13 protein-coding genes are annotated in these 15,362 nt (G+C 71.5%); 7 read left to right on the top strand and 6 right to left on the bottom strand.

The genetic code is table 11. The features are described 5' to 3' along the window. Positions 1–230: 230 nt before the first annotated feature. Positions 231–1,073 carry a helix-turn-helix transcriptional regulator gene (locus DEJ12_RS16320; protein ID WP_111030775.1) on the bottom strand — a complete coding sequence of 281 codons (843 nt, stop codon included), beginning with the start codon at positions 1,071–1,073 and terminating at the stop codon, positions 231–233. Positions 1,074–1,174: 101 nt separating this feature from the next. Between DEJ12_RS16320 and DEJ12_RS16315 the strand changes: the two genes are divergently transcribed. Next, a complete protein-coding gene (locus DEJ12_RS16315; protein ID WP_111030774.1) occupies positions 1,175–1,915 on the top strand; it encodes an SDR family oxidoreductase in 741 nt (246 codons plus the stop codon). A 154-nt stretch (positions 1,916–2,069) separates the two neighbouring features. On the opposite strand, the gene rsmA is transcribed toward DEJ12_RS16315, so the two are convergent. The 4 genes from rsmA to rsmI form a co-directional block, all read right to left on the bottom strand. Beyond that, a complete protein-coding gene (gene rsmA, locus DEJ12_RS16310) occupies positions 2,070–2,921 on the bottom strand; it encodes a 16S rRNA (adenine(1518)-N(6)/adenine(1519)-N(6))-dimethyltransferase RsmA (RefSeq protein WP_111030773.1) in 852 nt (283 codons plus the stop codon). A 2-nt stretch (positions 2,922–2,923) separates the two neighbouring features. Further along, entirely contained in the window at positions 2,924–3,856 is a 933-nt protein-coding gene (locus tag DEJ12_RS16305) for a TatD family hydrolase (protein ID WP_111030772.1), read from the bottom strand. Beyond that, on the bottom strand, positions 3,853–5,421 hold the full coding sequence (gene metG / locus DEJ12_RS16300) for a methionine--tRNA ligase (RefSeq protein ID WP_111030771.1): 1,569 nt from the start codon (positions 5,419–5,421) through the stop codon (positions 3,853–3,855). The genes DEJ12_RS16305 and metG overlap by 4 nt, the downstream gene beginning before the upstream one ends. A gap of 134 nt (positions 5,422–5,555) precedes the next feature. Then, a complete protein-coding gene (gene rsmI, locus DEJ12_RS16295; RefSeq protein ID WP_111030770.1) occupies positions 5,556–6,377 on the bottom strand; it encodes a 16S rRNA (cytidine(1402)-2'-O)-methyltransferase in 822 nt (273 codons plus the stop codon). A 121-nt stretch (positions 6,378–6,498) separates the two neighbouring features. Here rsmI and DEJ12_RS16290 point away from each other — a divergent pair, with 121 nt between their 5' ends. Continuing rightward, positions 6,499–8,130, top strand: a complete 1,632-nt coding sequence (locus DEJ12_RS16290) for a dolichyl-phosphate-mannose--protein mannosyltransferase (RefSeq protein ID WP_111030769.1) — start codon at positions 6,499–6,501, stop codon at positions 8,128–8,130. A 127-nt stretch (positions 8,131–8,257) separates the two neighbouring features. On the opposite strand, the gene DEJ12_RS16285 is transcribed toward DEJ12_RS16290, so the two are convergent. Beyond that, complete coding sequence (locus DEJ12_RS16285; RefSeq protein WP_111030768.1) at positions 8,258–8,920, bottom strand: TetR/AcrR family transcriptional regulator; 663 nt, start codon at positions 8,918–8,920, stop codon at positions 8,258–8,260. 171 nt (positions 8,921–9,091) lie between these two features. On the opposite strand from DEJ12_RS16285, the gene DEJ12_RS16280 reads away from it, so the two are divergent. From DEJ12_RS16280 to DEJ12_RS16260, 5 genes are all read left to right on the top strand, one after another. Continuing rightward, positions 9,092–10,633 carry an MFS transporter gene (locus DEJ12_RS16280; RefSeq protein WP_111030767.1) on the top strand — a complete coding sequence of 514 codons (1,542 nt, stop codon included), beginning with the start codon at positions 9,092–9,094 and terminating at the stop codon, positions 10,631–10,633. A gap of 215 nt (positions 10,634–10,848) precedes the next feature. After that, positions 10,849–11,709 carry a sulfurtransferase gene (locus tag DEJ12_RS16275; protein ID WP_171907880.1) on the top strand — a complete coding sequence of 287 codons (861 nt, stop codon included), beginning with the start codon at positions 10,849–10,851 and terminating at the stop codon, positions 11,707–11,709. A gap of 91 nt (positions 11,710–11,800) precedes the next feature. Continuing rightward, positions 11,801–12,868, top strand: coding sequence for an NAD(P)-dependent oxidoreductase (locus DEJ12_RS16270; protein ID WP_111030765.1), 1,068 nt, complete (start codon positions 11,801–11,803; stop codon positions 12,866–12,868). Between the two features lie 4 nt (positions 12,869–12,872). Further along, a complete protein-coding gene (locus tag DEJ12_RS16265) occupies positions 12,873–13,403 on the top strand; it encodes an AAA family ATPase (RefSeq protein ID WP_111030764.1) in 531 nt (176 codons plus the stop codon). Positions 13,404–13,494: 91 nt separating this feature from the next. Continuing rightward, a complete protein-coding gene (locus DEJ12_RS16260; protein WP_111030763.1) occupies positions 13,495–15,327 on the top strand; it encodes a thioredoxin domain-containing protein in 1,833 nt (610 codons plus the stop codon). Positions 15,328–15,362 lie beyond the last annotated feature (35 nt).

Raw genomic sequence — 15,362 nt, 5'->3', positions numbered from 1 at the left:
GGCTCTAGGGCGTCGTGGGCTAGCAGAGCTTCGCCGCGTGGTACGGCGCGCGGTGCGAGTTCGCTCGGCTCGCGCGAGGTTGGTCGACCCCGTACGGTGCGAGGTTGGTCGCTCGGTGGCGGACTGTAGGGCGGCACCAAGCGGTCAACGATGCACGGGCTGACCAACCTCGCACCGTACGGGGTCGACCAACCTCGCGCGAGCCGAGCGAACTCGCACCGTGCGCCGTGTCAGCCGGCGAAGGTCTGCTGTCCGACGACGCCGAGGAGCTCGAGCTTCTGCGCGTCCTCTGATCCTGGAGGCGCGGTGAATAGCAGCAGGGCCTGCGCCTGGTCGTCGGTGTGCAGCACCTGGCAGTCGACGGTGATGCGGCCGAGCTCCGGCTGCACGATCGTCTTGTTGTCCGACCAGCGCGTGGCCACCTCGTGCTTGGCCCAGAGGTCGCGGAACTCGGCACTGCGCGTCTGCAGCTCGGCGATGAGTTCCGTCGCCCGGCGGTCACCCGGACCCGCGAGCCCGACAGCCGCGCGGAGCGACGCGACCACCACCCGACCCAGCCGCTCGTGCTGCTCGGGTGCGTACTTCGTGAGCTCCTCACCCGTCACGAACCACCGCCACGCCTGGTACCGGCGGTTGCCCGGCAGGCCGACCGAGCTGGTGAGGAGCGCCGCCGCGAGCCGGTTCTCGACCAGGGTCTCGCCCAGGTGGCTGACGACGATCGCCGGGGTGTCCTCGAGCCGGTCCAGAACCCGCAGGATCGCCGGGTCGACGTGGTCGGCGCGGTGCATCCGGGTCGGGGCGTTCTGCCCGGACAGGTGGAACAGGTGGTCGCGCTCGTCGAGGCTGCACCGCAGGGCCCGGGCGATCGCGGCGATCATCTGCTCGGACGGCTGCGGTCCGCGCTGCTGCTCGAGTCGCGTGTAGTAGTCGACGGACATGCCGGCGAGGGCAGCGACCTCTTCACGGCGCAGCCCCGGGGTCCGGCGTCGTGGACCCTGCCCGAGACCGACGTCCTCGGGGCGCAGCAGCTCGCGGCGACGGCGGAGGAAGTCGGCGAGCGCGGCACGGTCCATGGGTCGATTGTCGTCCGCTTCCTGCACGGGTGCCAGGGATCGCCGATCCCCCGATGACCGCGCTCTGGTTGCGACCCTGTCCACGGAGCATCGTGGTGGTCATGGACATCACGAACTCCACCGTCTTCATCCCCGGCGCGACCTCGGGCATCGGTCTCGCGCTCGCCCAGCGCCTGCAGGCCGCCGGCAGCACCGTCGTCATCGGCGGCCGCCGCCGGGCGCTCCTCGACTCCCTCGCTACCGAGCACGGCTTCGGCACCGTGCAGATCGACGTCGCCGACGCGGCGTCCATCGAAGCCGCCGCCACCTCGGTGCTCGAGGCGTACCCGTCGCTCGAAGCTCTGATCACCATGTCCGGGATCATGCGCGACGAGGACCTCCGCGACCCCGAGCACATCCACGACGCCCTCGAGCTCGTCCAGACGAACCTGGTCGGCACGATCCGCCTCATCGACGCGTTCCTGCCGCACCTGCTCGCCCAGCCTTCGGCCACCCTGATGACCGTCACCTCCGGTCTCGCGTTCGTCCCGCTCACCGCATCACCGACGTACAGCGCGACGAAGGCCGGTGTGCACGCCTACACGCAGGCCCTCCGTCAGCAGCTCGTGGGGTCGTCGCTCGAGGTGCTCGAGCTCGCCCCGCCGGCCGTCATGACCGACCTGATGGGCGGCGCGGACTTCGGCGGCATGCCGCTCGACGCCTTCGCCGACGAGGTCATGGCGCTCATCGAGTCCGGCGCTGCCCCGGAGATCCTGGTGCAGAACGTGCACCCGCTGCGCTTCGCCGAGCGGAACGGCAACCACCAGCAGATCCTCGAGATGATGGCGTCCCGCGAGCACTGAGTCGGGCAGCCCGCCGGCGTTCGCACCGTGCGAGGTTCCGTGTTCGGTGCGAGGCACTTCGGCTCGCACGGAACACAGAACCTCGCACCATCGCGGTCAGCTGGCCCGCAGGCGACGCGCCAGCTGCGCACCCGGCGCCAGGCGTGAGAAGGAACTACTCCGCGGCCGCGAGGACCGTCCGCCCGAGCCGCACGAAGTCGTCCACACCGATCGCCTCACCGCGGGCGGTCGGGTCGATACCCGCCGCCGTCAGGACCTCGGACGCGTGCGCACTGCCGCCGAGCACCCCGGACAGGCTCTGCCGCAGCATCTTGCGCCGCTGCTGGAACGCCGCGTCCACCAGCGTGAACACCCGCGACCGCAGGAGTTCGTCACCCGGGGGCTCGTGCCGGTCGAACGCCACCAGGACACTGTCGACGTTCGGCACCGGCCAGAAGACCTGACGGCTGACCAACCCGGCGGTGCTCCACGACCCGTACCAGGCGGCCTTGACGCTCGGCGAACCGTAGACCTTGCTGCCCGGACCGGCGGCGAGCCGGTACCCGACCTCGGCCTGCACCATGACGAGCGACCGCTCGATCGACGGGAAGGTCGCGAGCAGGTGCAGCAGCACGGGCACGGAGATGTTGTAGGGCAGGTTCGCGACGAGGTGCGTCGGCTCGACGTCGAGGTCCGCGGCGGCGACGGTCATGGCGTCCTGCTGCACGACCGTCAGCCTGGCGTCCGGCTGCATCGACGACACCGTCGACGGGAGCTTGGCGGCCAGGCGCTTGTCGATCTCGACCGCGGTGACGGGGGCGCCGGTCTCGGTGAGCCCGAGCGTCAACGACCCGAGCCCCGGCCCGATCTCGAGCACCCGTGCCGACGGGGTCACACCGGCGACGGACACGATGCGCCGCACGGTGTTGGCGTCGTGCACGAAGTTCTGGCCGAGCTTCTTCGTCGGGGTGACGTCGAGTTCGGCCGCGAGCTCCCGGATCTCCGCCGGGCCGAGCAGGGCACCCACGACTACTCCTCCACCGTCACGGGCTCGGCGTCCCACGCGCCGTAGACGAGCTCGGTGTTCGAGGCGATCTGGGCCGCGAGCATCGAGGCGTCCGTGCCGAGCGTCTCCGCCATCGACCGCAGGGTGAGCGGGATGAGGTACGGCGCGTTCGGGCGGCCACGGAACGGGGTGGGCGTCAGGAACGGTGCGTCGGTCTCGATCATGATCAGGTGCCGCGGGGCGACGACCAGGGCTTCACGCAGCAGTGCGGCGTTCTTGAACGTCACGGTGCCGGCGAACGACATGTACCAGCCGCGCTCGGCGCAGAGCCGGGCGAGGTCCGGCCCGCCGGAGAAGCAGTGGAAGACGGTGCGCTCCGGAGCCCCCACGCGGTCGAGGACCTCGACCACGGCGTCGTGCGCATCGCGATCGTGGATCGTCAACGCGAGGTCGTGCTCCTTCGCGATGCGGATGTGCTCCTCGAACGAACGGACCTGGGCGTCGCGGCCGTCCTCGCCGGTGCGGAAGAAGTCGAGGCCGGTCTCACCGATCGCCCGGACCCGCGGCAGCGCGGCGAGCCGTTCGATGCCGGCGAGGTGCTCGTCGAGCAGCCCCTGCTCCTGCAGCACGGGCGCTTCGTTCGGGTGCAGCGCGACGGCCGCCAGGACCCTTGGCTCGCGGGCGGCGATCGACGCGGACCACTCCGAGGTGGCGAGGTCCGTGCCGACCTGCACGACACCGCGCACGCCGACGCTCGAGGCACGGTCGAGGTGCTCGCGGTACTCAAGCGGACCGTCGCCGCCGTCGCCGACACCGTCGGCGATCTCCATGTGGGTGTGGTTGTCGTACACCGGCACGACGAGCGCCTGCGGCAGCGGCGGGTACGTCAGGTCGCGCTTCGAGCCACCGGACGCCCCGTCACCGCGGGACCGGACGTGCGACTCGGCGTCGGTCACTCGGAGACCTGCTCGATCCGGGGGAACAGCCCGCTCTCGAGCGGCACCACGTGCGACGCACCCTGCCACTCGTACGCGCGGTCGACCCGCTGCTCGGCGACGGACCCGCCGGCGCCGATCGAGGCCCAGAGCTTCTCGGTCGCCTTCGGCATGACCGGGGACAGCAGGACGGTGACGGTGCCGAGGCCGCGGAGCGCGGTGGTCAGGACCGTGCCGAGGCGCTCGCGGTTGGCGTCGTCCTTCGCCAGGGCCCAGGGCGCCTGCTCGGTGATGTAGCCGTTCAAGGCGTCGACGAGCTCCCACACGCTCGCGATCGCCTCGTGCGGGGCGAAGGCGGCGATGGCGGCGTCGGCGCGCTCGGTTACCGACACGGCCAGGGCGTCGATCGCCTGGTCGGACTCGGTCAGTTCGCCGCGAGCGGGGACCTCGCCGTCGCAGTACTTCTGCAGCATCGCGACCAGGCGGGACGCCAGGTTGCCGTAGCCGTTCGCGAGCTCGGCCTGGTAGCGCGCCGAGATGTCTTCCCAGCTGAAGTTGCCGTCCTGCCCGAAGGTGATGGCGCGCAGGAAGTAGTAGCGGAAGGCGTCGGACCCGAACGTGTCGGTGATCTCCGACGGCGCGATGCCGGTCAGCTTCGACTTGGACATCTTCTCGCCGCCGACGAGCAGCCACCCGTGGCCGAAGACGCGCTCCGGCACCGGCAGTCCGGCGGCCATGAGCATCGCCGGCCAGATGACGGCGTGGAAGCGGGCGATGTCCTTACCGACGATGTGCACGCTCGGCCAGAGGCGCTTGAAGGCCTCGTCGTGGTCGGTGCCGTAGCCGAGCGCCGTGACGTAGTTGAGCAGGGCGTCGAACCACACGTACAGCACGTGGTCGCTGTCCCAGGGGATCTTGATGCCCCAGTCGAAGCTGGAACGCGAGATCGACAGGTCGCGGAGCCCCTGCTTGACGAACGAGATGATCTCGTTGCGGACGCTCTCGGGCTGGATGAACAGCGGGTTCGACTCGTACAGGTCGAGCAGGCGCTGCTCGAAGTCGGACATCCGGAAGAAGTAGTTGCGCTCGGCCAGCACCTCGACCGGGATCGAGTGGATCGCGCAGACCTGCTGACCCTCGTACGCACCCGTACCGGCGACCAGGTCGCTCGGCTGCTTGTACTCCTCGCAGCCCACGCAGTAGAAGCCCTCGAACTCGCCGGCGTAGATGAAGCCGTCGTCGTACAGCTTCTGCAGGAACGCCGTCACGCCGCGCTCGTGCCGTTCGTCGGTGGTGCGGATGAAGTCGTCGTTCGCGACGTCGACCGTGTCGAGCAGTGGCTTCCAGGCGTCGTTGACCAGCCGGTCGGCCCATTCCTTGGGCGAGACGTCGTTCGCCGAGGCGGTGCGCAGGATCTTCTGCCCGTGCTCGTCGGTGCCGGTGAGCAGCCAGGTGTCGTCACCGCGCTGCCGGTGCCAGCGTGCGAGGAAGTCCGCGGCGACCTCGGTGTAGGCGTGCCCGATGTGGGGCACGTCGTTCACGTAGAAGATCGGCGTGGTGATGCTGAACGAGGACCCGGCGGACATGCGGACCATCCTACGGGCGCACCGAACCCTGATGACGCGTGCGGCGGTGGACTGTGGAGAACCGGGTCCGGGAGGCCCGTGACGGGCCCGCCCCGCGCCTCCAGACCGGCGGACGCGGACGTGACGAGCCTCGCTCAGCGCGCCGCGAGCGCCCCTTCGTAGAGGTCCCGCTTCGACAGCCCGGTCGCGTCCGCGACCGCCGCGGCGGCCTCCTTCATGCGCATGCCGGCGGCCACCCGCTCGAGCACCAGGCGCACGCCGTCGTCGAGCGTGGCTTCTTCGGTGGCCTCCGCGGCGCCGGCGACGACGATGCAGATCTCGCCCCGGACGCCCTCGGACGCCCACGCGACGAGTTCGTCCAGCGGCCCGCGACGGACCTCTTCGTACAGCTTCGTGAGCTCACGGCAGACCGCGGCGCGTCGGTCGCCCCCGAACCCGACGGCCATGTCCGCCAGGGTCTCGGCCAGCCGGTGCGGCGACTCGAAGAACACCATCGTCCGCTGCTCCCCCGCCAGCGACTGGAACACCCGGCGACGCTCGCCGGCCTTGCGGGTCGGGAACCCCTCGAACGTGAAGCGGTCGGTGGGCAGCCCGGACACGGCGAGCGCCATGAGCACGGCCGACGGCCCGGGAAGGGCGGTGACGGTGACCCCGGCGGCCGCGGCGGCCTCGACGAGCGGGAAGCCGGGGTCGCTGATCGCGGGCATGCCCGCGTCGGTCAGGACCACGACGTCCTCGTCGCGGGCGAGCTCGACGACCTCGGACGCCTTCGCCCGCTCGTTGTGCTCGTGCAGGGCGATGAGCCGCGGACGGTTCTCGATGCCGAGGGCGCGCATCAGGTGGATGGCGGTCCTGGTGTCCTCCGCCGCGACGACCGTGGCGTTGGAGAGGGTCTCGACGAGACGGCGCGAGGCGTCCCCGAGGTTGCCGATGGGCGTTGCTGCGAGGACGATCACGCACCCATTGTCCCCGCACCGCGACGCCAGCGGGGCCCCGGGGCGGCCGCGGGGCGGCTGCGTCGGCGCGTGCACGCCCGTCGCAGCGGGGACATGTGGTCGATCCGTAGGATGCTCAGCGATGACCAGCGAGCTGACCGACGACCGCACGGCCGTGCCCGACGGGCCGGTCGGCTCGCGCCTGGACGACTGGTGGGGGCGGGTGCTCTCCACGTCGCAGCGGGTCGCCGTGTGGCGGTGGACGGGTCCGCTCGCGGTGACGCTCCTCGCCGCCGTGCTGCGGCTGGTGAACCTCGGCAACCCGCACTCGCTCGTGTTCGACGAGACGTACTACGTCAAGGACGGCTGGTCGATCGTGCACCTCGGGTACGAGGGCACCTGGCCCGCGAACCCGAGCGGGGACGGCGCCCCGACGACCGACGACCGGTTCGTCCGCGGTGAGACGGACGTCTTCACGAGCGCCGCGGAGTTCATCGCGCACCCGCCGCTCGGCAAGTACCTCATCGGCCTCGGGATGCTGCTGTTCGGGGCGGACAACTCGTTCGGCTGGCGCTTCACGGTGGCCGTGCTCGGCATCGCGACGGTGTTCCTCACCGCCGTGATCGCCCGGTCGCTGTTCCGTTCGACGATGATCGGCACGCTCGCCGGGTTCCTGCTCGCGATCGACGGGCAGGCGATCGTGATGTCCCGGGTGACGCTCCTCGACGGCATCCTGACCTTCTTCGTCATCCTCGGGTTCGGGGCGCTGCTGCTCGACCGCCGGCAGAGCCAACGGCGGCTCGACGAGTGGGTCGCCGCCCGCGCCGCCGCGGGCCGGACCACCCTGTGGGGGCCGGTGTTCTGGTGGCGTCCGTGGTTGTTCGCGATGGGCCTGGCCCTCGGGCTGGCGGCGGCGACGAAGTGGTCGGGGATGTACTTCCTGGCGTTCTTCGCGGTGTACTCCGTGCTGAGCGACCTGATGATGCGCCGCCGCGCCGGGGTCGAGTTCTGGTCGTCGAGCGCGCTGCTGCAGCAGGCACCGGTGTCGTTCCTGCTGACCGTGCCGATCGCCGCGGTGACCTACGTGGCGTCGTGGACCGGCTGGTTCGTGTCGAAGGACGGCTGGGACCGCAACTGGCTGTCCTCGGGCGGCGATCGCTGGACCGGGCTGCTCGCCTGGGTGCCGGACAGCCTGCAGAACTGGTGGCACTACCAGTCCGAGATCTACGCCTTCAACATCGGGCTGCACACCCCGCACTCGTACCAGGCGAACCCGCTGCTCTGGCTCGTGATGCAGCGCCCCACGTCGATGTTCTACGTCGGCACGGACGCCGGGCAGGACGGCTGCTGGGCGAACCGCTGCGGCGAGGCGATCACCGGCATCGCGAACCCGTTCATCTGGTACGCCTCGGTCATCGCGACGGTGGCGCTGCTCGTGCTCTGGATCCTGCGCCGGAAGTGGGAGTACGGCTTCGTCCTGCTCGGCGTCGCGGCGGGGTACCTGCCCTGGCTGATGTACGTCGACCGGACGGTGTTCCAGTTCTACACGATCGCGTTCGAGCCCTACATGGTGATGGCGCTGGCCGCCGCGATCGGGTTGGTGCTCGGCAGGCGGAGCGACGAACGGTCACGCCGGTCACGGGCGATCCTGTGGGTCGGCGTGTACCTGGGCGTCGTCGTGCTGGCCTCGGTCTACTGGTACCCGATGTGGACGGCGATGCAGGTGCCGTGGGACTTCGTCCGGTCGCACTACTGGATCCCCAGCTGGCTGTAGCCGGTCCGGCAGGGCTGGCAGGTCCGGCCGGTCTGGTCGCGTCCGTCGCGCTGGGCGCTCTGGTGGCGACCACGTCCGGACTGGAGGCCCGTGGCGGCGCCGCCGCGGGCCTCCAGCCGGTCCGTGGTCAGGACTGCGCGTGCAGCGCGCGCTCGATCGACTCGCGGTCCAGCGGGTCGCCGAGCATCGGCGCGGTGTCGTCCGAGCCCGGCAGGACGCCCTGGATCAGGAGTTCCGCGTAGCGGCGCCAGGCGTCCGGGTCGTGCTCACGGGTGGCGTCGGCGACCGCACCGACCATCGCGGTGAGCATCGGCAGGTCCCGGTAGTCGAAGCCGGGGCGGACGACGCCGGCGGTCTCGGCACGGCCGATGATCGCGGCGACCTGGCGTTCGAGCCGGTCGCGCTCCTGCACGATGGACGGACGGGCCTTGCCGGCACGGACGATGGCGTCGGCGAGGGCGCGGTCGCGTGCACGGAACGCGAAGACGCCCATCAGGTAGACCCGGAGCGCCTCGCGCGGGTCGGACACGTCCGCGGCGCGCGCTGCGGCGTCGTTCATGGCCTCGAACTTGGTGGCGAGCAGCGCCTCGATCAGGGAGTCCTTATCGGCGAACCGTCGGTAGACGGTGCCGACCCCGACGCCGGCCTCGTGCGCGATGTCGTTCAACGTGACGGAGAGCCCGCGCTCCGCGAAGCACTTGCGTGCCGTCTGCAGGATCAGCTCGCGGTTGCGCGCTGCGTCGGCGCGCAGCGGTCGCTCGAGGTCGGACGCGGACTCGGTGGTGCTCACGATCCGACCGTAGTTGCACTTTCTGGGAACAAGTGGATGCCCTCCTTCCGTTTCGGTCTACACTGACCACAAACGGATGCATCGCATCCGGTTTCGTCACCACCACATCTCGGGAGTGCCCGACGGCGCGCACCTCCACCCCACCCTCCAACCTTCTCGAAGGAGGCTGCCGTGACGGCAGAACACACCGTGCCGACCCCCACCGGGACAGCACCCACGACTCCGGGCACCACCCCCGCCAAGAGCAACCACCGCTGGATCGCCCTGGCGGTCATCGCCCTCGCACAGCTGATGGTCGTGCTCGACGCGACCATCGTGAACATCGCCCTGCCCTCGGCCCAGGCCGACCTGGACTTCGGCACCGACCAGCGACAGTGGATCGTCACCGCGTACTCGCTGGCCTTCGGTTCGCTGCTGCTGCTCGGCGGTCGTCTCGGCGACCTGTTCGGGCGCAAGAACACCTTCATCATCGGGCTCGTCGGCTTCGCCGTCGCCTCGGTGCTCGGTGGCCTCGCCGACTCGTTCGGCCTGCTCGTCGCGGCCCGCGCGCTGCAGGGTGTCTTCGGCGCACTGCTCGCCCCGTCCGCGCTCGGCATGCTGACCACCACGTTCCGCGACCCCAAGGAACGCGGTCGCGCGTTCGGCATCTTCGGGTCCATCGCCGGCTCGGGTGCGGCCATCGGCCTGCTGCTCGGCGGCGTGCTGACCGAGTACGCCTCGTGGCGCTGGTGCCTCTACGTCAACGTCGTCTTCGCCGTGCTCGGCGTGATCGGCGCCCTCGTCTTCATGGAGAAGCCGCCGAAGGTCGAGCGTCCGCGCATCGACGTCCTCGGGGTCATCACCATCACGCTCGGGCTCGTCGGGGTCGTCTACGGCTTCTCGAACGCCGAGACGAACGGGTGGGACTCCCCCGTCACGATCGCCATGCTCGCCGGCGGTGTCGTGCTGATCGCCGCGTTCGTGTTCATCGAGACCCGCGTCGCCCACCCGCTGCTGCCCCTGCGCGTCGTGCTCGACCGTGACCGCGGCGGCTCGTTCATCGCGATCGGCCTGGTCGCGATCGGCATGTTCGGCATCTTCCTGTTCCTGACCTACTACCTGGAGCAGACCCTCGGCTTCAGCTCGCTGCAGACGGGTCTCGCGTTCCTGCCGATGCCGCTGTCGATCATGATCTCGGCGACGCAGATCGGTGGCCGCCTGCTGCCGCGCGTCGGGCCGAAGGTGCTCATCTTCGCCGGTGGCCTGGTCGCCGCGACCGGGCTCCTGCTGCTGCTCCGCACCGACCTGGACAGCTCCTACGCGGGCACCGTCCTGCCGGCGCTGATCGTCATCGGTCTCGGCATGGGCACGATCTTCTCGTCCGCGATGAACACCGCGACGACCGGGGTCGCCCGGGCCGACGCCGGTGTGGCCTCGGCGACGGTCAACACCATGCAGCAGATCGGTGGCTCGATCGGTACGGCGCTGCTGTCGACGATCTTCGCGGACGTCGTGTCGAACAGCCTGTCCGGGCTGACCGCCGCCCCGACCAAGCTGCAGCAGGCCCAGGCCACGCTCGACGGGTACCACGTGGCGTTCGGCATCTCGGCCGGCGTGCTCGTGCTCGTCGCCCTGGCCGGCGGACTGCTCATCAACCGGCAGTCGGTGCGGATCGAGCGGCTCGCACGTGCCGGGTCCGCCACGACCGGGAGCATCCCCGCCGCAGCGCACTGACGCTGGCGGTTCGCTCCGCGTCTTCGGCCCGTTCCGGTTCTGCCGGGGCGGGCCGTCGTGCGTGTGGGTGGGGGGCGGCGACACCCGTTCCACGACGATCCACCTGTCGAACGACGCGTGCATCGTCGATCGATGCGCACGCACTCGGTGCCTGCGGTTGCGCCGTGTGTCCACGACTCTGGCCCACGTCAGGGGTGCGGATTATGGTGTGCGGCATGGCCCCCGTCCTGACCTCACCACTCGTGTCGACGCAGTGGCTCGCAGACCACCTCGGTGCTGACGAGCTCGTCGTGCTCGACGCCTCGGTGCACACGGTCGGGGCCGGGTTCGACACCAGCTGGCTCCCCGGGCGGGACGCCCACGAGCAGCGCGGCCACGTGCCCGGCGCCCGCTTCGCCGACCTGATCGACGACTTCTCCGCCGCCGACGCCGACGTCCCGTTCACCCGCCCCGGTGCCGAGCGCTTCGAGGTCGCCGCGGCACAGCTGGGCGTGACGAACACCTCGACCGTGGTGGTCTACGACGACAGCGTCGGTGAGTGGTCAGCGCGCCTGTGGTGGATCTTCCGTTCGTTCGGCTTCGACTCGGTCGCGGTGCTCGACGGTGGCTTCACGAAGTGGCGCGACGAGGGCCGCCCGGTCCGCGTGGGCGCACTCCACACTCGCGCGACGCCGTCCGACCCCGATGCCGGTGCGTTCCTGGCCGGCGAAGAACGTGCGCTCTGGGCCGACCACGATCGGGTCACCCGTGCGGTCTCCGGCGAAGAGCCGGCATCCCTGGTGTTCGCCGCGCCCTGGGCGGCCCTCGGTGACGACCACCCGCCGATCGTGCCGGGCAGCACCCCGATCACGGCGGACACCCTGGTGGACCCCGAGACGAACGCGTACCTGCGCGGTGCCGAACTCGAGCGGGCCTTCGCCGCGGTGATCGGTGCCGACGAGATCGTCACGTACTGCGGGGTGGGCAGCGCCGCGTGCGTCGACGCCCTCGCCCTGACGGTGCTCGGACACGACCGGGTGAAGGTCTACGACGGTTCGCTGGCCGACTGGTGGCGGCACGAGCAGCTCGCCTCCTGACGGAACCGATCGCGGAACGACGGCCGCGCCCGGCCGACGGCCGAGCACCGACAGCCGAGGACCGACGGCCCCGCCGCACTACCGTTGCACCATGAGCACCAGACGCGCGGTCATCCTCGGCGGCACCGGCGGCATCGGCTCGGCCGTCGCACGAGAGCTCCTCGACGCCTCGGGCCGGGGCGGCGACGACTGGCAGGTGGACGTCCTCGCCCGCCGAGGTGGCCCCGCAGCGGACGCCCTGACCGCAGCCGGCGCCGTGTTCACGCCCGGCGACCGCCGCGACCGATCCGTCCTGCGCGACCTGCTCCGCCCCGGAGCCGACCTGCTCGTCGACACCGTCGGCCTGACCCGCGACGACGCCCAGCAGCTCCTGCCGTTCCTCGACGACGTCGGCTCGACGGTCTTCGTCTCGTCCAGGTCGGTGTACGCCGACGAGCAGGGGCGGCACGCGAACTCGCTCGACAAGCCGGTGTTCGGCGGCGCGGTCACCGAGATCCAGCCCACCGTCACCGCCGGCGACGGGGACCCGACGAGTCGTGACGGCTACGGCGCCGCGAAGGTGGCCGCCGAGCAGGTCCTGCTCGACCACGGTGCTCCGGTCACGGTGCTCCGCCCGTCCAAGGTGTACGGCGTCGGCATCGGCCGCCCGCGGGAGTGGTTCGTCGTCCGCCGTGTGCTCGACGGCCGGGAGCGCATCCTGCTCGCCGACCACGGCCGCGGCGTCGACCACACGACGGCGGCGAGCGGCATCGGTTCGCTCGTCCGACTCGTCGCGGACGCGCCGGACCGCCGGATCCTCAACGTCGCGGATGCCTCGGCCCCGACCGCGCTCGAGATCGTGCGGACGATCGGCGGACACCTGGACCACCGGTTCGACGAGGTCCTGCTCGACGAGGACGCGCCCGCGTTCGTGGGTGGCACGCCGTGGTCGTCACGACCGCCGTTCGTCCTCGACACCACGGCGGCACGCGCCCTCGGGTGGGAACCACCGGAGTTCGCGACCGCCGTCGCCCCCGAACTCGATTGGCTGGTCGAGACCGCCCACGCGACGCCCGCCGACGGCGACGTCCCGTGGGCCGACGACCCGTTCTGGGAGCACATGTTCGACTACGGTCCCGAGGACGCCGCACTCGCACTCCTCTCCCTCAACCTGGGCTGACACGGTGCCCCGGTCCGAGGTCCTGTTCATCGGCGGGCGCTCCGGCGTGGGCAAGTCCACGGCAGCCGAGGCGCTGCACGACCTGCTCGTCGCGGCGGACGTCCGGCACGCGGTGATCGAGGGCGACCTGCTCGACCTCGCGCACCCGGCACCGCACGTCGAACACCCCGAGGCGCGCCTCGCCGAGCGGAACCTCGCCGCGATCTGGGCCGGCTACCGGGCGATCGCGCACCACCGGCTCGTCTACACGAACACCGTGTCCGTGCTCGAGCACGAGCGCCTCGCTGCGGCGATGGGCGACGATCCGCTGGTGCGCGTCGTCCTGCTCCGCGCATCCGACGGCGCGACCGCCGACCGGCTCGCACGACGAGCGGGTGGCGCGGTCCCGCAGGCGCAGCTCGCGCACAGCACGCGGACGGCCGGGAGGCTCGACTCGGCCACCGCGGACACGGTCACCCGGGTGGACACCGACGGCCAGAGCCCCGCCCAGGTGGCCGCACGGCTCGCGTCGATCACGGGGTGGCTCGAGCGCTGATCTCCCCGCACGGCCTGTGCAGAGTGGGCGTTCCGTCCACAGTTGTCCCCGGGCGGTGGTCCGCCCAGTCGGGGGCGGGCACGCTGGAGCCATGAACGACAACCGCCTCGGTACCTCGGTCAGCCCCTACCTGCGTCTGCACGCCGACAACCCTGTCGACTGGCGCGAGTGGGGTCCCGAGGCGTTCGCCGAAGCGCGCGAGCGCGGGGTCCCGGTGTTGGTGTCCGTCGGGTACGCCACGTGCCACTGGTGCCACGTCATGGCGCGCGAGAGCTTCGCCGACCCGGAGATCGGTGAGCTGCTCCGGCGGGACTTCGTGTCGGTGAAGGTCGACCGCGAAGAACGGCCGGACGTGGACGCGAGCCTGATGGCCTCGGCGAGTGCGTTCACGCAGCAGCTCGGCTGGCCACTGACGACGTTCCTGACGCCCGACGGCCACGTCTTCTTCGCGGGGACGTACTTCCCGCCCACTCCCGTCGGGCAGGTCCCGGCGTTCCGGCAGATCCTGGCCGCGGTGCTCGACGCCTGGACCGAGCGTCGGCACGAGGTCGACGCGAACGCCTCGGCCATCGCGACGGCGATCCGGCAGGGCGCCGTGGCGGACGCTGCCACCCGCTCGGGCGAGGGCGGTATCGGAGCCGACCCGGGCCTCCCGTCCGTCGATGCCATCCGGGCCGTCACCGACCAGCTGTCCCAGGCAGAGGACACCACCTACGGCGGTTTCGGCGGCGCGCCGAAGTTCCCGAGCACACCGTTGCTCGAGTTCCTCGCCGATGCGGCGGCCGACGGCGACGCCGAGGCCGACGGGCTGCTCGACCGGTCGTTGCACGCGATCCGCGCGTCCGAGCTGACGGATGCCGACGGCGGCGTCTTCCGGTACGCCACCAAGCGCGACTGGAGCGTGCCGCACTACGAACGGATGCTCTACGACAACGCGGGGCTGCTCGCGGTCGCGGGTGCCGAGCAGGCCCGCGGCATCGCCGACTTCCTCCGCGACACCCTGCGCCGTGCCGACGGAGCCTTCGTCGCCGCGCAGGACAGCGAGTCGACCATCGACGGCCGTCGGGTCGAGGGCAAGTGGTACCGCCGACCGGTCGCCGAGCGCGCCCAGCTCGACCCGCCACCACTGGACGACCAGGTGCTCACGGGCTGGAACGGCCTGGCGATCCGGGGGCTCGCGATCGCCGGCGCACGGCACGGCGACCCGGAACTCGTCGCGCTCGCGCGGGGCGCGGCCGACGCGGTCCTCGCCGCCCACGTGCAGGACGGCCACGTGACGGTGCGGTCCAGCACACCGCGCGGGGTGTCCTCCGCACCGGCCACCGTCGAGGACGTCGGACTGCTCGCCGAAGGGCTGCTCGAACTGGCCCTGGTGACGGGCGAGGTCTCCTACGCGACCGTCGCACGCTCGCTCGTCGACGACGGCCTGGCCGAGCGCTTCGACGTCGACCCGGTGCTGGCCGCAGCGGGGACCGCCACGGGCGAACAGCCGCAGACGGCGATGCGGTCCGGCACCGTGGCGCTGGCGTCGGCCGCCGCGACGCTCGGGGCACTGACGGGCGACGAGGCACTGCGGGTCGCCGCGGCACGACTCATCGCCGACCGCGCCCGCACCGGGACCGAGCGACCCCTCGGTCACGCGGATGCCCTCGGTGTCGCCCTCGCCCTGCAACGGCCGTCGCGCGAGATCGTCGTCGTCACGAGCGGCACCGACGACCCGATGCGGGCCGTGGCACACCGTGGTCGGCGCCCCGGTACGGTCGTCGCCACCACGACGCCGGAGCAGGCACGCGACTGGGCCGAGGCGGGGTTCTCGTTGTTCGAGGGACGCGACGTGCTCGACCCTGCCGCGTACGTCTGCCACGACCGGGTGTGCGAACTGCCGTCCCGGTCGGCGGACGCCCTGTCCCGGCAGATCGCCTGACGCGCCTCCCGCCCGGCGCGCCTGTATCCTGGAAT

This window comes from Curtobacterium sp. MCLR17_059, assembly GCF_003234665.1.
Lineage (GTDB): Bacteria > Actinomycetota > Actinomycetes > Actinomycetales > Microbacteriaceae > Curtobacterium > Curtobacterium flaccumfaciens.
The sequence above is the reverse complement of the archived record's forward strand: the minus strand, read 5'-3'. Positions and strand labels throughout refer to the sequence as shown.